The 17,001-nt window shown below is 74.1% G+C and carries 16 protein-coding genes and 1 pseudogene; 3 read left to right on the top strand and 14 right to left on the bottom strand.

Annotated elements, in window-relative coordinates:
* Window positions 1-206 precede the first annotated feature (206 nt).
* Complete coding sequence (locus tag QC029_RS19450) at window positions 207-2,732, bottom strand: ATP-dependent Clp protease ATP-binding subunit (protein ID WP_279556990.1); 2,526 nt, start codon at window positions 2,730-2,732, stop codon at window positions 207-209.
* Between the two features lie 657 nt (window positions 2,733-3,389).
* Here QC029_RS19450 and QC029_RS19445 point away from each other — a divergent pair.
* Window positions 3,390-3,731: pseudogene (locus tag QC029_RS19445) on the top strand (hypothetical protein); the annotation flags it as partial.
* Here the strand turns inward: QC029_RS19445 and QC029_RS19440 are convergent.
* The 11 genes from QC029_RS19440 to QC029_RS19390 all read right to left on the bottom strand — a co-directional run bounded on the left by QC029_RS19440 (window position 3,710) and on the right by QC029_RS19390 (window position 12,371).
* A complete protein-coding gene (locus QC029_RS19440; RefSeq protein WP_279556989.1) occupies window positions 3,710-4,051 on the bottom strand; it encodes an Lsr2 family protein in 342 nt (113 codons plus the stop codon). The pseudogene QC029_RS19445 and the gene QC029_RS19440 overlap by 22 nt on opposite strands.
* Before the next feature lie 171 nt (window positions 4,052-4,222).
* Entirely contained in the window at window positions 4,223-4,750 is a 528-nt protein-coding gene (locus QC029_RS19435; RefSeq protein WP_279556988.1) for an amino-acid N-acetyltransferase, read from the bottom strand.
* Between the two features lie 9 nt (window positions 4,751-4,759).
* A complete protein-coding gene (locus tag QC029_RS19430; RefSeq protein WP_279556987.1) occupies window positions 4,760-5,155 on the bottom strand; it encodes a BlaI/MecI/CopY family transcriptional regulator in 396 nt (131 codons plus the stop codon).
* Window positions 5,156-5,303: 148 nt separating this feature from the next.
* Window positions 5,304-5,489 carry a hypothetical protein gene (locus QC029_RS19425; RefSeq protein ID WP_279556986.1) on the bottom strand — a complete coding sequence of 62 codons (186 nt, stop codon included), beginning with the start codon at window positions 5,487-5,489 and terminating at the stop codon, window positions 5,304-5,306.
* Window positions 5,490-5,604: 115 nt separating this feature from the next.
* Window positions 5,605-6,213, bottom strand: a complete 609-nt coding sequence (locus tag QC029_RS19420; protein ID WP_279556985.1) for a hypothetical protein — start codon at window positions 6,211-6,213, stop codon at window positions 5,605-5,607.
* 158 nt (window positions 6,214-6,371) lie between these two features.
* Window positions 6,372-7,169: a type III pantothenate kinase gene (locus tag QC029_RS19415; protein WP_279556984.1), complete on the bottom strand. Its 798-nt coding sequence runs from the start codon at window positions 7,167-7,169 to the stop codon at window positions 6,372-6,374.
* On the bottom strand, window positions 7,169-8,236 hold the full coding sequence (gene nadC / locus QC029_RS19410) for a carboxylating nicotinate-nucleotide diphosphorylase (protein ID WP_279556983.1): 1,068 nt from the start codon (window positions 8,234-8,236) through the stop codon (window positions 7,169-7,171). Before nadC ends, QC029_RS19415 begins: the two co-directional genes overlap by 1 nt.
* A 174-nt stretch (window positions 8,237-8,410) precedes the next feature.
* Window positions 8,411-10,138, bottom strand: coding sequence for an L-aspartate oxidase (locus tag QC029_RS19405; RefSeq protein ID WP_279556982.1), 1,728 nt, complete (start codon window positions 10,136-10,138; stop codon window positions 8,411-8,413).
* A gap of 20 nt (window positions 10,139-10,158) precedes the next feature.
* Window positions 10,159-11,064 (bottom strand): pantoate--beta-alanine ligase, encoded by a 906-nt coding sequence (panC, locus tag QC029_RS19400; RefSeq protein ID WP_279556981.1) that lies wholly within the window; start codon window positions 11,062-11,064, stop codon window positions 10,159-10,161.
* A 32-nt stretch (window positions 11,065-11,096) separates the two neighbouring features.
* A complete protein-coding gene (locus QC029_RS19395) occupies window positions 11,097-12,008 on the bottom strand; it encodes a DUF2520 domain-containing protein (protein WP_336621602.1) in 912 nt (303 codons plus the stop codon).
* Window positions 12,009-12,161: 153 nt separating this feature from the next.
* Window positions 12,162-12,371, bottom strand: coding sequence for a hypothetical protein (locus QC029_RS19390; protein ID WP_279556979.1), 210 nt, complete (start codon window positions 12,369-12,371; stop codon window positions 12,162-12,164).
* A gap of 100 nt (window positions 12,372-12,471) precedes the next feature.
* On the opposite strand from QC029_RS19390, the gene QC029_RS19385 reads away from it, so the two are divergent.
* Complete coding sequence (locus QC029_RS19385) at window positions 12,472-13,581, top strand: DUF5937 family protein (RefSeq protein WP_279556978.1); 1,110 nt, start codon at window positions 12,472-12,474, stop codon at window positions 13,579-13,581.
* 112 nt (window positions 13,582-13,693) lie between these two features.
* Window positions 13,694-14,884 carry a low specificity L-threonine aldolase gene (locus QC029_RS19380; RefSeq protein ID WP_279556977.1) on the top strand — a complete coding sequence of 397 codons (1,191 nt, stop codon included), beginning with the start codon at window positions 13,694-13,696 and terminating at the stop codon, window positions 14,882-14,884.
* 20 nt (window positions 14,885-14,904) lie between these two features.
* On the opposite strand, the gene QC029_RS19375 is transcribed toward QC029_RS19380, so the two are convergent.
* Window positions 14,905-15,588 carry a response regulator transcription factor gene (locus tag QC029_RS19375; RefSeq protein WP_279556976.1) on the bottom strand — a complete coding sequence of 228 codons (684 nt, stop codon included), beginning with the start codon at window positions 15,586-15,588 and terminating at the stop codon, window positions 14,905-14,907.
* A gap of 151 nt (window positions 15,589-15,739) precedes the next feature.
* Window positions 15,740-16,966 carry a sensor histidine kinase gene (locus QC029_RS19370; protein WP_279556975.1) on the bottom strand — a complete coding sequence of 409 codons (1,227 nt, stop codon included), beginning with the start codon at window positions 16,964-16,966 and terminating at the stop codon, window positions 15,740-15,742.
* Window positions 16,967-17,001: the final 35 nt, after the last annotated feature.

Below are 17,001 nucleotides of genomic sequence, written 5' to 3'. Positions count from 1 at the left end.
GCAGCGCGCCCCCCGGCCCGCTCCTCCAGAATCGCGCCCCGCGGAGCCGCCCGTCCACCACCCGGTCCGGCCCCTCTCCGCCACCCCGTCCCCGGCCCCTCCGGGCCGCCGCCGCCCGCGCGCACGGCCGCGGCCCGGGACCGTCGGAACGGTCCCGGGCCGCGTCATGGGGCTGCGCGTCGCTCCCGCCTGCCGGCGGGGGCGCGTCACACGTCCTTGGAGAGGTTCGGGCCGCCGCCCGCCGCCGACTCCACCGGAGGAGCGTCCGGCAGGGCCGACTTCTCCTCGCCGCGGAAGGTGAACTTCTTCGCCTCACCCTCGCCCTCGGTGTCGACGACCACGATGTGACCGGGGCGCAGCTCGCCGAAGAGGATCTTCTCCGACAGCACGTCCTCGATCTCCCGCTGGATCGTCCGGCGCAGCGGCCGGGCGCCCAGGACGGGGTCGTAGCCCTTCTTGGCGAGCAGCTTCTTGGCCTCGCCGCTGAGCTCGATGCCCATGTCGCGGTCCTTGAGCCGCTCGTCCACCTTGGCCACCATCAGGTCGACGATCCGGATGATGTCGTCCTCGGTGAGCTGGTGGAAGACCACCGTGTCGTCGACGCGGTTGAGGAACTCGGGCCGGAAGTGCTGCTTGAGCTCCTCGTTGACCTTCGCCTTCATCCGCTCGTAGCCGGTCTTGACGTCGCCCTGGGCGGCGAAGCCCAGGTTGAAGCCCTTGGAGATGTCCCGGGTGCCGAGGTTGGTCGTCATGATGATGACGGTGTTCTTGAAGTCCACGACCCGGCCCTGGGAGTCGGTCAGGCGACCGTCCTCCAGGATCTGCAGCAGCGAGTTGAAGATGTCCGGGTGGGCCTTCTCGACCTCGTCGAACAGGACGACCGAGAACGGCTTGCGGCGCACCTTCTCCGTGAGCTGGCCGCCCTCCTCGTACCCCACGTAGCCGGGGGGCGAGCCGAAGAGCCGCGAGACGGTGTGCTTCTCGCTGAACTCCGACATGTCGAGGGAGATCAGGGCGTCCTCGTCCCCGAAGAGGAACTCCGCCAGCGTCTTGGACAGCTCGGTCTTACCGACGCCGGACGGGCCGGCGAAGATGAACGAGCCACCGGGACGCTTGGGGTCCTTCAGACCGGCCCGCGTACGGCGGATGGCCTGGGACAGCGCCTTGATGGCGTCCTCCTGCCCGATGACGCGCTTGTGCAGCTCGTCCTCCATGCGGAGCAGGCGCGAGGACTCCTCCTCGGTGAGCTTGAACACCGGGATGCCCGTGGCCGTGGCCAGGACCTCGGCGATCAGCTCCTCGTCCACCTCGGCGACGACGTCCATGTCGCCGGCCTTCCACTCCTTCTCCCGCTTGGCCTTGGCAGCCAGGAGCTGCTTCTCGGTGTCGCGGAGGGAGGCCGCCTTCTCGAAGTCCTGCGAGTCGATCGCGGACTCCTTCTCCCGGCGCACGTTCGCGATCTTCTCGTCGAACTCGCGCAGGTCCGGCGGTGCGGTCATGCGGCGGATGCGCATCCGGGAACCGGCCTCGTCGATCAGGTCGATCGCCTTGTCCGGCAGGAAGCGGTCCGAGATGTAGCGGTCGGCGAGCGTCGCGGCGGCCACCAGGGCGGCGTCCGTGATGGACACGCGGTGGTGGGCCTCGTAGCGGTCGCGCAGACCCTTGAGGATCTCGATGGTGTGCGGCAGCGACGGCTCGGCGACCTGGATGGGCTGGAAGCGGCGCTCCAGGGCCGCGTCCTTCTCCAGGTGCTTGCGGTACTCGTCCAGCGTCGTCGCGCCGATGGTCTGGAGCTCGCCGCGGGCCAGCATCGGCTTGAGGATGCTGGCGGCATCGATCGCGCCCTCGGCGGCGCCCGCACCCACCAGGGTGTGGAGCTCGTCGATGAACAGGATGATGTCGCCGCGGGTGCGGATCTCCTTGAGCACCTTCTTCAGGCGCTCCTCGAAGTCACCGCGGTAGCGGGACCCGGCGACCAGGGCGCCCAGGTCCAGCGTGTACAGGTGCTTGTCCTTGAGCGTCTCGGGCACCTCGCCCTTGACGATGGCCTGGGCCAGGCCCTCGACGACCGCCGTCTTGCCGACGCCGGGCTCGCCGATGAGGACCGGGTTGTTCTTGGTGCGGCGGGACAGCACCTGCATGACCCGCTCGATCTCCTTCTCGCGCCCGATGACCGGGTCGAGCTTGGACTCGCGGGCCGCCTGGGTGAGGTTGCGGCCGAACTGGTCCAGCACCAGGGAGGTCGAGGGGGTGCCCTCGGCGGGGCCGCCGGCGGTGGCCGCCTCCTTGCCCCCGGAGTAGCCGGAGAGCAGCTGGATGACCTGCTGCCGCACCCGGTTGAGGTCGGCGCCGAGCTTCACGAGGACCTGGGCGGCGACGCCCTCGCCCTCGCGGATCAGGCCCAGCAGGATGTGCTCGGTGCCGATGTAGTTGTGGCCGAGCTGAAGGGCCTCGCGGAGCGACAGCTCCAGGACCTTCTTGGCACGGGGGGTGAAGGGGATGTGCCCGGACGGGGCCTGCTGGCCCTGGCCGATGATCTCCTCCACCTGCTGGCGGACCGCCTCGAGCGAAATCCCGAGGCTCTCCAGGGCCTTAGCGGCGACACCCTCACCCTCGTGGATCAGTCCCAGGAGGATGTGCTCGGTGCCGATGTAGTTGTGGTTGAGCATCCGGGCTTCTTCCTGAGCCAGGACGACAACCCGCCGCGCGCGGTCGGTGAACCTCTCGAACATCGTTAATCGCTCCTCAGAGCGGTCAGGCAGTAAGGGGTCGGTCCCCTCCCTGTCCTTCCGCAGCTTAGTCCCGCAAGCGGGGACCGCTCATTCCAACTGCCGACACCCGTCCGGATCGCTCCCGCGCTGGCGGGGAGGAGAGCCCGTTACCTCTCGCCCTCGTCCCGAACAGCCGACAACAGTTCCAACCCGATGGTGCGAGACGATGTTCCCGCGGGCCAGACATATCCGCCCGCTTCCACTACGCCGACGGCGAACGCCTCTGGGCCGCCACGTCCGTCCACCGCTCCATCGCCGGTGCCGCACCCCCGTTCCACGTGGGATTTCTTCACCGACTTCTTACCCCGGGACACCCGCGGTCCATGCCGGGCGGGGTGGGTGCATCCGCTACTGGCGAACACTCTTGCGTGACGCGCCGCACGCGCTCCACCCGCTCGCGGAGCACTCGGAGTAGTGGTGCGCGACGGAGCGTAACCGGCGCGCGGGCGGACAGTTGCTCCGTACATGAGGTATGTGACGTACGCGACGTCTCCGGAGCTCCTGCCCCGGCCGCGGTGCCGCCGCCCGTGCACCGCACGCCCCTCGGACCCTCCGGGTCCCCCGGTCGCCGGGCGCCCCTGCCCCTCTCCGCTCCCCCCGGACGCACGGGACGCGCCGGACGCGCTGGAGGTGCCGGCGGCCGCCGGGCGGGCGCTGCTGCGGCGGCGGGGGCTCCGCACGGGCGCGGTCGCCTGGGACCCGGTGGCGGAGAGGATGCGCTTCCTGGTCCCGCCGGGCAGCGCGGAGGAGCTGCCCGGGCTGCTGGACTGGCTGGAGTGGGGCGGGATCGAGCTGGACCTGGCCGCCCTCGCCGCGTACGCCCCTCGGGAGGCCGCGGTGTGGTTGCGGCCTCCCGGTTGGGGATGCGGAGTGGATCTCGTCGGTCTGGTGAGCGCGGCGGCGACGGAATGCCACCGCGCGCGGCTCGCCCGCGCGACTCAGCCGTTCGCCTTCTCGTAGGCCTCGCGAATGTTGGCGGGGACACGGCCCCGGTCGTTGACCTCGTATCCGTTCTCCTTCGCCCAGGCGCGGATCTTCGCGGTGTCCTGGCTCGCGCCGCCGGCACCGCCTGCGGACGGACGGGCCTTTCCGCGGGCCGAACGGCCACCGGTACGACGACCGTTACTGACGTACGGCTCGAGCAGGCCGCGGAGCTTGTCCGCATTGGCGGTGGTGAGGTCGATCTCGTAGGTCTTGCCGTCGAGAGCGAACGTCACGGTCTCGTCCGCCTCGCCGCCGTCGATGTCGTCGACAAGAAGGACCTGAACCTTCTGCGCCACCGGTTACTCCCATTCGTCGTGTGTGGTCAGTCACCGAAAACCGATTACTGATGCTGACGACGAAAGCAAACCGCTTTTCCCGGGAAAACACAAACCCTCCGGGAACATTGCCGAGCGGACCCGGCAGGATTGGAGGGATCTTTCGGACATAGGCCTCACGGCGCGGACGCCTCATAGGTGCAGCAGCATCCGCGTGTTACCCAGGGTGTTGGGTTTCACTCGTTCGAGCCCCAGGAACTCGGCCACGCCCTCGTCATAGGAACGCAGCAGCTCGCTGTAGACATCCCCGTCCACCGGGGTCTCACCGATCTCGGTGAAGCCGTGCCGGGCGAAGAAGTCCACTTCGAAGGTGAGGCAGAAAATGCGCCGGACGCCCAGCCAGCGCGCGGTCTGCAGCAGCTTCTCCAGCACCAGGTGCCCCACTCCCGTGCCCCTGAGCGCGGGGTCGACCGCGAGCGTGCGGACCTCGGCGAGGTCCTCCCACATCACGTGGAGGGCTCCGCAGGCGACGACCTCGCCGTCGTGATCGCGCTCGGCGACCCAGAACTCCTGGATGTCCTCGTAAAGCGTCACCGTCGCTTTGTCGAGCAGGATGCGGTCGCGTGCGTAGGCGTCGATGAGACGGCGCACGGCGCGCACATCACCGGTTCTCGCCCTGCGGACGGTGACCTCGCTTACGGGGCTTACGGCTTCTGGCATGCCCGGACGCTATCGCTCCGAAGACCCGCGGCTCTCGGCGGGGGCGTCGGGATGCGCGACGCGCAAGGCGTCCCGCAGGGCTTCCGTCTGTTCCGGCGACATCATCCCGAAGAAGGCCACAAGTGCCGCCGCGGGGTTGTCACTCGCCGCCCACGCTTCGTTCATCAGCGCCGCGGAGTAGGCGGCCCGGGTGGAGACGGCTTCATATCGATAGGCGCGGCCTTCTCGCTCGCGCCGCAGCCAGCCCTTCTCCCGCAGGTTGTCCATTACGGTCATGACCGTGGTGTAGGCGATCGGCCGTTCGCGCCGAAGGTCGTCGAGCACTTCCCTCACGGTGACCGGGCGGTTCCACTGCCATACCCGCGTCATCACCGCGTCTTCCAACTCTCCCAGTGGCCGAGGCACACCAAGAACAATAGCCGCATATGCGCTCTATTGGTTGCTTTATTTTGATCAGCGGGGAAACAAAGAAGAGCGCACGCCGGGAGGCGGACCTCCCGGCATGCGCTCCCGCGCCGTCACGGCGGTATCCGCCGCCCGGCGGCGCGCGCCGCTAGACGTGCCGCCCGTCGGCGGACGGCGCCTGGCGCGCGGCCTCGGCCCGGGCGAGGGCGCTGTCCACAGCGGCGTCCTCCTTGGCCTTGTTGGCACCGCCCTGGCTCCTGACGATCGTCACGATGAGGGCGGTGAAGGCCACGGCCATCACCACGGACGGGGTGAGTGCGGCGATGTACTCCATGCCGGATCAGCCTCCTTGGATACCGGAACTCCAGGGTACCGGCGGCTCCGCCGGCTCCCCGCGCGGGCCCGTACGGGGAGCCGGCGGGGAGTCGGCGGGGAGCGGGGGCGGCACGTCAGGCCGGGAGCGCCTGGCGGCGCGGCGGGAAGACGTCGGCGGGGGTGGGGACCGGGTGCGGCACGGCCGCCAGCCGGCCGCGCCCCGCGGACCGGGGGGCTTCCGAGAGGGCTCCCGAGCGGGCCTCCGAGGAGGCCGTCAGGCGCTCGCAGCGCCTCAGCAGCCCCGCGCGGCGCCGCGCCTCCGCCTCGCCGGCCCTCCGGCCGCACAGGCCGCGCAGCGCCCCCAGGTCCTCCGGACGCGGCGCGCAGCCCAGCGCGAGGGCCTCCTCCAGCCGTGCGAGGTACCCGGAGGCGGAGCCCGGCAGCGCGGCGCGGTAGCGGTCGAGGTCGGCCAGCAGGAAGGCCCTCAGCCGGTCCGCCTCACGCTCCGCCTCGTCCAGCGCCTCGGCGAGCCACAGGCACTCCCGCACCGCCTCGGCCCGCTCCTCCGGCACCCTCTCCGCCGCCCCCTCCCGGCGCCCCTCCGGCTGCCGCCGTCCGCCCGCGCACGGGGACGGCGGGGCGGCGCGGGCGGGCCGGAGGACGAGGGCGAGGGCGCTCCGGAGGACGCGCAGTTCGGCCGCGCTGAAGACCATGGCGCCTCGGGAACCGTAGGGCGTGGGCATAGGGTGACGTTACGACAGAAATCGACAAAATCGTCTTATCGCCGACTCCGCCGTGTCCCCGCCGGGGCACGGCCCCGCAGAGGTCCGACGGCCGTCCCGCAGCGGTCCGGCAGAGGTCCGACGGCGGCCCCGCCGGGCACGGGCCCGGCGTACGCCGCTCAGCCCCGCGCCATGTTCCGCTCGTAGACCAGGCGCAGCCCGATCAGCGTCAGCCACGGCTCGTGCTCGTCGATCGCCGCCGCCTCGCCCAGCACCATCGGGGCCAGGCCACCGGTGGCGATGACGGTCACGTCGTCCGGGTCGTCGGCCAGCTCGCGGGCCATCCGCTCCACCACGCCGTCCACCTGCCCGGCGAAGCCGTAGAGGATGCCGGACTGCATCGCCTCGACGGTGTTCTTGCCGATGACGCTGCGCGGGCGGGCCAGCTCGATCTTGCGCAGCTGCGCGCCGCGCACGCCGAGCGCCTCGACGGAGATCTCGATGCCCGGGGCGATGACGCCGCCGGTGTACTCGCCGCGCGCGGAGACCGCGTCGAAGGTGGTGGCCGTGCCGAAGTCCACGACGATGCTCGGACCGCCGTACAGTTCGACCGCCGCCACCGCGTTGATGATCCGGTCCGCGCCGACCTCCTTGGGGTTGTCCATGAGGATGGGCACCCCGGTCTTGACGCCCGGCTCGACGAGGACGGACGGGATGTCGCCGTAGTGCCGGCGGGTCACCTCGCGCAGCTCGTGCAGGACGGAGGGGACGGTGGAGCAGATGCAGATGCCGTCGATGCCGTCGCCCAGGTCTTCGCCGAGCAGCGGGTGCATGCCCATCAGGCCCTGGAGGAGGACGGCCCACTCGTCGGCGGTGCGGCGGGCCTCGGTGGAGATCCGCCAGTGCTCGACGATCTCGTCGCCGTCGAACAGGCCGAGGACGGTGTGCGTGTTGCCGACGTCGATCGTGAGCAGCATCAGCCCCGCCCCTCCCCGTCCGCGCCGCCGCGGGTCTCGTCGCGCAGGTCCAGGCCGATGTCGAGGATCGGGGAGGAGTGGGTGAGGGCGCCGACGGCCAGGTAGTCGACGCCGGTGTCCGCGTACGCGCGGGCGTTGGCCAGGGTGAGGCGGCCGGAGGACTCCAGCTTCGCCCGTCCCGCGACCAGGGCGACCGCCTCGGCGGTCTGCTCGGGGGTGAGGTTGTCCAGCAGGATCAGGTCGGCGCCCTCGGCGAGGACGGGCTCGATCTGGTCCAGCCGGTCCACCTCCACCTCGATCGGCACGCCGGGGAACTCCTCGCGCACCCGCTTGAACGCCTCGGCCACCCCGCCCGCGGCGATCACGTGGTTGTCCTTGATCAGCGCGGCGTCCGACAGCGACATCCGGTGGTTGACACCGCCGCCGCAGCGCACCGCGTACTTCTCCAGGGAGCGCAGTCCGGGCGTGGTCTTGCGGGTGTCGCGGACCTTCGCGCCCGTGCCCTCCAGGGCGTCGGCCCAGGCGCGGGTGGCGGTGGCGATGCCGGACAGCCGGCACAGCAGGTTGAGGGCGCTGCGCTCGCCGGTGAGCAGGTCGCGGGTGCGGGTGCGCACCGACAGCAGCCTCTGGCCGGCCTCGACGCGGTCGCCGTCCTCGACGTGCCGCTCGACCTCGAACTCCTCGGTGCAGACCACCGACAGGACCGCCTCGGCGATCCGCAGACCGGCGACGGTGCCCGCCTCGCGGGCGGTGAAGTCGGCGGTGGCGACGGCGTCCTCGGGGATGGTCGCGACGGTGGTGACGTCCACGCCCTGGTCGAGGTCCTCCTCGATCGCCATGTGCGCGATGTCCTCGACCTGCACCGGGTCCAGGCCCGCGTCCGCCAGCAGCCCGGCCAGGTCCGGGTCCAGGCCGCACTCCAGCGGGTCGAGGTCGAACTCCTCGTCGGCGCCGCCGCCGCAGCCGCAGGCGTCCCCGCAGCCGCCACCGGTGCCGTTCACCGCCTCGCCGGGGCGGCCGAAACCGATCTGGAGCAGCGGGAGTTCGTCGGGCGTGGGGCTGGTCACTGCGTCTCCTCGTGAGCTTCTCCGCCCACGCGGCGACAGCGCGGGCTCGTGATGACGTGCGGCCGGGCAGCCGCGGGGGCGTCGCTCACAGCGTCTCCTCGTGAGCTTCTCCGCCCACGCGGCGACAGCGCGGGCTCGTGATGACGTGCGGCCGGGCAGCCGCGGGGGCGTCGCTCACAGCGTCTCCTCGTGGGCGACCGGGGGGAAGGCGGTCGAGTCGGTCGTACGGACGACGAGCGTAGAGCCCCCGGCGGCGGGGCGCAGGGCCACCACCAGATGCCGGCGCCAGGCCTCGTCGTCCCGGTCGGGGCGGTCCTCGCGCCAGTGGCAGCCGCGGGTCTCGGCGCGGCGCAGGGCGGCGGCGACCAGGACCCCGGCGACGAGGTGGAGGTTGGCCGTCTCCCAGGTCTCGACGCCGGGTTCGGCGGACTTGCCGTCCGGGCCCGGGGCCAGGGCCTCCAGCTCCCGGGCGGCCCGCTCCAGGCTCTCGGCGGAGCGCAGCACACCGGCGCCGGCGGTCATGGTCCGCTGGATCGCGTACCGCGCCTCGGCGGGCGGCAGCGGGACGGCCGGTCCGCCGGCGCCCTCGGCGGGCACGACCGCGCGGCGCGGGGCGCGGGCGATGTCGGCGGCGATCCGCTCGGCGAAGACCAGGCCCTCCAGCAGGGAGTTGGAGGCCAGCCGGTTGGCGCCGTGCACGCCCGTGCAGGCCACCTCGCCGCACGCGTACAGGCCGGGCACGGTGGTGCGGCCCGCCAGGTCGGTGCGGACCCCGCCGGAGGCGTAGTGGGCGGCGGGCGCGACCGGGACCGGCTCCGTGACCGGGTCGATGCCGTGGGCGCGGCAGGCGGCGAGGATGGTGGGGAACCGCTCCGCCCACATCCGGGCGCCGAAGTGCCGCGCGTCCAGGTACGCGCAGTCGTCGCCCCGCTCGCGCATCCGCCGCGTGATGCCCTTGGCGACGATGTCCCGCGGCGCCAGCTCGGCCAGCTCGTGCTGCCCGGCCATGAAGCGGACGCCATCGGCGTCGACGAGGTACGCGCCCTCGCCGCGCACGGCCTCGGAGACCAGCGGCTGCTGGCCCTCGCTGCCCGGGCCCAGGAAGAGCACGGTCGGGTGGAACTGGACGAACTCCAGGTCGGAGACCTCCGCGCCGGCCCGCAGCGCGAGCGCGACGCCGTCGCCGGTGGAGACGGCCGGGTTGGTGGTCGCGGAGAACACCTGGCCCATGCCGCCGGTGGCCAGCACCACCGCCGGGGCGTGGACGGCGCCGACGCCGTCGTGCCGGCCCTCGCCCATCACGTGGAGGGAGACGCCCGCGGCGTGCCCGTCGGCGTCCTTGAGCAGGTCGAGGACGAGCGCGTTCTCGATCGTCTCCATACCGGCCTCGCGCACGGCCGCCACCAGGGCGCGGCTGATCTCCGCGCCGGTCGCGTCGCCGCCCGCGTGGGCGATGCGGCGGCGGTGGTGGCCGCCCTCGCGGGTCAGCGCGATCTCGCCGGTCTCCGGCGAGGTGTCGAACCGCGCGCCGGTGCCGATCAGCCGCCGCACCGCGTCCGGCCCCTCGGTGACCAGGGTGCGCACGGCCTCCTCGTCGCACAGGCCCGCGCCCGCCACCAGGGTGTCCTGGAGGTGCTGGCCGGGGGTGTCGCCCTCGCCCAGCGCGGCGGCGATCCCGCCCTGCGCCCAGCGCGTGGAGCCGGCGTCCAGCCGGGCCTTGGTGACGATCACCGTCTTCCGGCCGGAGGCCGCGCAGCGCAGGGCGGCGGTCAGCCCGGCGACCCCGGAGCCGACCACCACCACGTCCGCCTCGATGGCCCAGCCGGAGCGCGGCGCGGTCAGCCGCAGGCCCGCCGCTCCGTTCACCGGGCCGCTCGCCGGACCGTTCACCGCGGCGTTCACCGGACCGTCCACAGGACCGTTCACCGAGCCTCTCCGGGGTGTCCGAGACGCAGCCGGACGTTGTCGATCAGTCGTGTGGTGCCCACCCGCGCCGCGACCGCGAGCACGGCCTCGCCCTCGTACGCGCCGGGCTCCGCCGGGACCTCCGTGAAGTGGTCCGGGTCCACCAGCGCGAGGTAGTCCAGGACCAGCGGCGGCTGTGCCCGCCCGGCCCGGTCCAGGACGGCCTCGGCGGCCTCCCGCACGTCCCGTGGACCGGCCCCGCCCGCGGCCACCGCGTCGCGTCCGGCGAACAGGGCGCGGGAGAGGGCCAGGGCGGTGGTGCGCTCGGCGTCCGACAGGTAGCGGTTGCGGCTGGAGAGGGCCAGCCCGTCGGGCTCGCGCACGGTGGGCACGCCCTCGATCTCCACGGGGAAGTTCAGGTCGCGGGCCATCCGCGTGATCAGGGCGAGCTGCTGCGCGTCCTTCTCGCCGTAGAGCGCCAGGTCGGGGGCGGTGAGGTGGAGGAGCTTGGCGACGACGGTGAGCATCCCGTCGAAGTGGCCGGGCCGGGAGGCGCCCTCCAGGCGCTCGCCCATCGGGCCCGCGCTGATCCGCACCTCCGGCTCCCCGCCGGGGTAGACCTCCGCCACCGGCGGCGCGAAGACGGCGTCGGCGCCCGCGCGGGCCGCCACCACGACGTCCTCGTCCAGCGTGCGCGGGTAGCGGTCCAGGTCCTCGCCCGCGCCGAACTGCAGCGGGTTGACGAAGACGGTGACCACCACCTGCCCGCCGGGCCCGGCCTTCTCGCGGGCGGCGCGGACCAGGGCGGCGTGCCCCTCGTGCAGGGCGCCCATCGTCATCACCACCGCGCGCCGCCCCCGGCGCGGCAGGGCGCGCAGCTCGGCGGCGGTGCGCAGGACGGGGACGGGGGTGGGTGCGGACACGGTGCGGCTCCTGTGGTCGGCGGTCGGTCCGGTCACCGGGCGTCCCCATCGGAGAGGACCTCCAGCAGGCCCTGGGCGAGTTCCGGCTTGAGCAGTCCGCCCGCGAGCGCCCGGTCGGCGGTGGCGCGGGCCATCGCGAGGTAGCCCGCCACCGACTGCGGGGCGTGGCGGCGCAGCTCGGCGACGTGGGCGGCGACCGTACCGGCGTCGCCCCGGGCGACCGGGCCGGTCAGCGCGGCGTCGCCGGAGCGCAGGGCGTTGTCCAGGGCCGCGCCGAGCAGCGGGCCGAGCATCCGGTCGGGGGCGGAGACCCCGGCCGCGCGCAGCAGTTCCATGGACTGGGCGACCAGGGTGACCAGGTGGTTGGCGCCGACGGCCAGGGCCGCGTGGTAGAGCGGGCGGGCCTCCTCGGCGATCCACTCCGGCTCCCCGCCCATCTCGATGACCAGCGCCTCGGCGGCCAGCCGCAGCTCCTCGGGCGCGGTGACGCCGAAGGAGCAGCCCGCCAGCCGCTGGACGTCCACGGGCGTGCCGGTGAACGTCATCACCGGGTGCAGCGCCAGCGGCAGGGCCCCGGCCCGCGTCGCGGGGGCGAGGACGGCGGTGCCGTAGCGGCCCGACGCGTGCGCCAGGAGCTGGCCGTGGCGTACGGCGCCGGTCTCGGCCAGGCCCGCGACCAGGGCGGGCAGGGCGTCGTCGGGGACGGTGAGCAGGACGAGGTCGGCGCGGGCCAGGACCTCGGCGGGCTCCACCAGCGGCACCCCGGGCAGCAGGGCCTCGGCCCGGCGGCGGGAGGCGTCGGAGACGCCGGAGGCGGCGACCGGGCGGTGCCCGGCGAGCCGGAGCGCGGCGGCCAGGGCGGGGCCGACGCGGCCCGCGCCGACGACGCCGACGGTCAGGCGCGCGGGACGGTCGCCGGCGGCGCCGGAGGGAGGTTGGTTCACGTGAGCTGGGCCTTCCGTTCCAGTCCGTTGGACCCGGTACCGGACGATTGCTGCCATGCTACGCGGACTGGCCCGCTCCCCGTCCGCCCCCGTCCGCCGGGTGGGGCGGGGGCGCGGTACGGGGCGCCCCGGGCCCCGCCGGCCGGCGGCCGGTCAGCAGGGCTCCCGCCGCGGGGCCGACAGCGCCCGGCGCAGGCGCGCGAGGAGCGGTACGGCGGGGCGGCGGCCGGTCCGGGCGTCCAGGAGGGCGTCCCGGAACTCCCGGCGGGCGCGCGGGTCGGCCAGGCCCGGCAGGGGCGGCGGCTCCTGCCCCTGCCGGGCGGCCCGGTACTGGGCGAGTGCGTACTCGGTGTGGAAGCTCATACCCCTCACGCTGCGCCCGTCCGCGGCGGCCGGGCACGCGGATTGACCGAGGCCGTCAATCGACGGCGGGGGCGCGGCCGGCGGAGGGCAGGATGGCCCCATGAGCGTGGTCATCGACATCACCGGCCTGCCCGAGGAGCACGTCGTCTTCTCCCCCTCCCCGCTGGCGGAGCTGGGCGCGGCCCTGCACGCCCTCTCCGAGCCCGCGCACCACCCCGGGCTGCACGGCTGGACGACCACCACGCTCGCCGGGCTCGAGCCGGACCTCGCCGGGCGGCTCTCCGAGGCGGACATCCTGTGGCGCTCCACCCGCTCCGACATCCTGCTGCCCAGCCGCCCCCGGCCCGGCGCCACGCTCGCCGAGGAGCTGGACTCCGTCGACACCCTGAACGACGAGCGGTACGTCCGGGCCGCGCTGGAGATCAACTGCTCCGCCGACTACGGCGACGAGGGGCCGTCCCCGCTGGTCGACGAGGAGGCCCGGCGGCGGGCCCTGGAGCGGGCCGCCGCGCGCGGGCCCAAGCGGCTGGAGTTCGTGCGGCACCTGCTGGCGGACCCGCCCGCCGTACGGGCCTGGATACGGCGGCTGCTGGAGGACTGCGACCGGTCGTTCTTCGCCGACACCTGGCAGCGGGTGCGCGGGCAGCTCGCCGCCGACGCCCGGCACAAGACGGACCTGCTGCGGCGCAGGGGGCTGGCCGAGGCGCTGACCGCCGTGTCCCCCGCGATCGCCGTGGAGGAGGACGGCGGCGGACGGCGCATGGTCGTCGACAAGCTGGCGCAGGGCCGGACGACGGCGGTGGACCCGGCGGTCGGGCCGGGGGTGACCCTGGTGCCCACCGCCTTCGGCTGGCCGCATCTGCTGGTGCTGCACGCTCCCGGCTGGCGGCCGGTGATCGAGTACCCGGTCGCCTCGCGCGAGCTGCGCGCGGGCCCGGGGTCGGTGGAGGTGATGGAGCGCCGGCTGGAGGCCCTGGCCCACCCGGTGCGGATCCGGCTGTGCCGCAGCCTGGCCCGCGCCCCGTACACCACCGGCGAGCTGGCGAACGGGCTGGGGATCACCGCGCCGGAGGTCTCCCGGCACCTGAAGGTGCTGCGGGACGCGGGTCTGCTGTCGACGCGCCGGCACGGGCGGTACGTGCAGCACCGCCTGGACGTCACCGTGGTGGCGCGGCTGGGCAGCGACTTCCTGGAGTCGGTGCTGCGCTGAGGCCCCGCCGGACCGGCGGCGGACCGGCAGCGGACCGGCAGCGGACGGGCGGCGGGCGGGAGCGGCGGGAAACGACCGGCGGCGGGCGGGCCGGTGGGGGATCATCGGGCGCATGACCGCTGACGAGGGAACCGGGGAAGCAGGGGAAGCGCGCGGGAGCGCCGAGGCGGAGCGGGCCCGCAGGCTCGCGGCGTGGACCGGCGCGCGGCGGAAGCTGTCCGACGGCCCGGCGGACGGGACGCTCGCCGGCCGGCTGGCCCGGCTGGCGGAGGAGGGCGCCGAGGTGTACGGCCTGGACGGCGGCCCGGACCTCTACGGCAACGGGATCGTCGCCGACCTGGAGGAGCGCACCGCCGCCGTGCTGGGCACCGAGGCCGCCGCCTTCTTCCCCACCGGGACCATGGCCCAGCAGGTCGCGCTGCGCTGCTGGGCGGGCCGTACCGGCAATCCGGTCGTCGCCCTGCACCCGATGGCGCACCCCGAGCGCCACGAGCGGGGCGCGCCGGCGCGGCTGAGCGGGCTGAGCACCGTGCACCCCACCACCGAGCCGCGCACGCCCACCGCCGACGAGGTGCGGGAGCTGGACGAGCCCTTCGGCACCCTGATGCTCGAACTCCCGCTGCGCGAGGCCGGTTTCGTGCTGCCGACGTGGGACGAGCTGGTGGCGGTGACCGAGGCGGCGCGGGAGCGGGACGCGGTGGTGCACTTCGACGGTGCGCGGCTGTGGGAGTGCGCCCCGCACTTCGGGCGCACGCTCCCGGAGATCGCCGCCCTGGCCGACAGCGTGTACGTCTCCTTCTACAAGTCCCTCGGCGGCCTCTCCGGCGCCGCCCTGGCCGGTCCCGCGGACCTGGTGCGCGAGGCGCGCGCCTGGCGGCACCGCTACGGCGGGCAGGTCTTCCAGCAGTGGCCCGCCGCGCTGTCGGCCCTGGTGGGGCTGGAGCGGGAGCTGCCGCGGCTGCCCGGCTACGTCGCCCACGCCGAGGTGGTCGCGGCGGCCCTGCGGGAGGGGCTGGCGGAGGCCGGGGAGCGGTGGTTCCGGATCCATCCGGCCGAGCCGCACACCCACCAGTTCCAGGTGTGGCTGCCGTACGACGCCGACGTGCTGACGGAGGCGGGGGTGCGGCAGGCCGAGGAGGACGGGACGGTGCTGTTCCGCGTCTGGGAGGCGCCGGGGACGCCGGGGCCTCCCGGAACGGCCGTGGCCGAGGTCACGGTCGGCGCACCGGGGCTGCGCTGGGACGCGCGGGACGTGCGCGACGCGCTGTACGGCTTCCTCGCCCGCGTGCCGGACCGGGGGTGATCCCGGACGCGCCGGAGGCCTCAGGCGCCGCCGCCCGCGCGCACCAGCCCGGTCTCGTACGCCAGCACCACCGCCTGCACGCGGTCGCGCAGCTCCAGCTTGGTGAGGATGCGGCCCACGTGCGTCTTGACGGTGGCCTCCGAGAGCACCAGCCGCCGGGCGATCTCGCCGTTCGACAGTCCCTGGGCGACCAGCAGCAGCACCTCGCGCTCACGCTCCGTCAGCCGCTCCAGCTCCCGGCGGGCGGGCCGGTCGGAGGTGGCGGGCAGCAGGGCCGAGAAGCGGTCGAGGAGGCGGCGGGTGGTGGAGGGGGCGACCACCGCGTCGCCGCTGTGGACGGCGCGGATCGCGGCCAGCAGCTCGCCGGGCGGCACGTCCTTGAGCAGGAAGCCGCCGGCGCCGGCCCGGAGCGCGGAGAAGGCGTACTCGTCGAGGTCGAAGGTGGTCAGGATCAGCACCCGGGGGTCGCCGGGGCCCCCCTCGCCCCGCTCGCAGATGCGCCGGGTGGCCTCGACCCCGTCGACGCGGGGCATCCGCACGTCCATCAGCACCACGTCCACGGCCGTTCCGCGCAGCTTCTCCAGGGCCTCGGCGCCGTCCCCGGCCTCGGCGACGACCTCCATGTCCGGCTGGGCGTCCAGCACCATGCGGAAGCCGGTGCGCAGCAGCGCCTGGTCGTCGACGAGCATCACGCGGACGGTCATGGTTTTCCCTCGGACTGGGTTGACGGGGTTGTCGGGGGTGACGGGGTTGTCGGGGGTGACGGGGGTGACGGGGTTGGCGGGATTGCCGCAGTTGACGGGATGACCGGGGTCGTCCGGCGGTGCGGTGTGCGCGCGGCCCGCGCGGGCCGGCTCACACGGTGCTCTTCAGCGGCAGCACCGCGCTGATCCGGAAGCCGCCGCCGGGCCGCGGCCCGGCGTCCAGGCTGCCGCCGACCATCCCCACGCGCTCGCGCATCCCGATCAGCCCCTGCCCGAGCCCGTCCAGCCCGCCGACCTCGTACAGCTCGTGCTGCGCGCCGCGGCCGTCGTCCTCGGCGAGCAGGGTCAGGTCGTCGGCGCCGTAGGTCAGCCGCACCGTCGCCCCGACGTGCGGGCCGCCGTGCTTGCGGGTGTTGGTCAGCGCCTCCTGCACGATGCGGTACGCGGTCAGCTCGACGCTGCTGGGCAGCGGGCGCGGGGTGCCCTCGATGCGGAAGTCCACCGGCAGGCCCGTGCCGCGCACCTGCTCCACGAGGTCGGCCAGCTGCTCGACGCCGGGCTGCGGCACGTACTCACCGCCCTCGGAGTGCTCGCCCGTGCGCAGCACGCCCAGCAGCCTGCGCATCTCCGACAGCGCCTGGCGGCCGGTGCCGGAGATGGTCTCCAGCGCCTGCCGGGCCTGGTCGGGGGCGGTGTCCATGACGTAGGCGGCGCCGTCGGCCTGGACGACCATCACCGAGACGTTGTGCGCGACGACGTCGTGGAGCTCGCGCGCGATCCGGGCGCGTTCGGCGGCGACGGCGACCTTGGCCTGCGCCTCGCGCTCCCGCTCCAGCCGGGCGGCGCGCTCCTCCAGCTGCGCGTAGTACGCGCGGCGGGTGCGCAGCGAGTCGCCCATCACCCAGGCCAGGACGAAGGTGACGGTGAGGAAGACGACGCTGATGACCGTCTCCACCACGCTCTGCCCCTCGTTGGGCCAGCGCAGCGTGGAGACCGTGGGCGCGACCAGGGCGCCGCCGAGGGCGAAGCGGGAGGCCCAGCGGACGTTGCGGGAGGCGTTGGTGAAGACGATCACCAGCAGGGCGAAGTTGGCGGGCACCGGGAAGGCGCCCGTGATCACCTCGGCCACCCCCGCTCCGGTGGCCAGCAGCAGCATCCGCTCCGGCGCCCGGCGGCGCAGGGCCACCACGGTGCACAGGGCCAGGATGATCGGGACGGAGGCGAGCTGCCGCGCCTCGTCCTGCTCCACGCTCCGGGCCGTGTCCGGGTTCGTCACGAGGGTGACGAGCCACAGGGAGGAGAACATCAGCAGGACGAGCGCCCACAGCCCGTCGACCAGGGTGGGATGCCTGCGTATGAACTCGTAGAGCCGGTGCACATAACCCAGAGTAGGCAGGTCCGGTACGTGCGGGA

The sequence above is a fragment of the Streptomyces sp. DH37 genome (genome assembly GCF_029813835.1).
GTDB lineage: Bacteria > Actinomycetota > Actinomycetes > Streptomycetales > Streptomycetaceae > Streptomyces.
Note: the sequence above shows the minus strand (reverse complement) of the source record. Positions and strands in the feature narration are given on the sequence as shown.

Bases quoted from the DNA above. Each gene is read 5' to 3' on its own strand.
- QC029_RS19390 (WP_279556979.1), bottom strand. From the start codon at position 12,371: ATGAGCTTCCACACCGAGTACGCACTCGCCCAGTACCGGGCCGCCCGG.
- QC029_RS19435 (WP_279556988.1), bottom strand. From the start codon at position 4,750: ATGCCAGAAGCCGTAAGCCCCGTAAGCGAGGTCACCGTCCGCAGGGCG.
- QC029_RS19425 (WP_279556986.1), bottom strand. From the start codon at position 5,489: ATGGAGTACATCGCCGCACTCACCCCGTCCGTGGTGATGGCCGTGGCC.
- QC029_RS19385 (WP_279556978.1), top strand. From the start codon at position 12,472: ATGAGCGTGGTCATCGACATCACCGGCCTGCCCGAGGAGCACGTCGTC.
- QC029_RS19415 (WP_279556984.1), bottom strand. From the start codon at position 7,169: ATGCTGCTCACGATCGACGTCGGCAACACGCACACCGTCCTCGGCCTG.
- QC029_RS19420 (WP_279556985.1), bottom strand. From the start codon at position 6,213: ATGCCCACGCCCTACGGTTCCCGAGGCGCCATGGTCTTCAGCGCGGCC.
- QC029_RS19375 (WP_279556976.1), bottom strand. From the start codon at position 15,588: ATGACCGTCCGCGTGATGCTCGTCGACGACCAGGCGCTGCTGCGCACC.
- QC029_RS19380 (WP_279556977.1), top strand. From the start codon at position 13,694: ATGACCGCTGACGAGGGAACCGGGGAAGCAGGGGAAGCGCGCGGGAGC.
- QC029_RS19450 (WP_279556990.1), bottom strand. From the start codon at position 2,732: ATGTTCGAGAGGTTCACCGACCGCGCGCGGCGGGTTGTCGTCCTGGCT.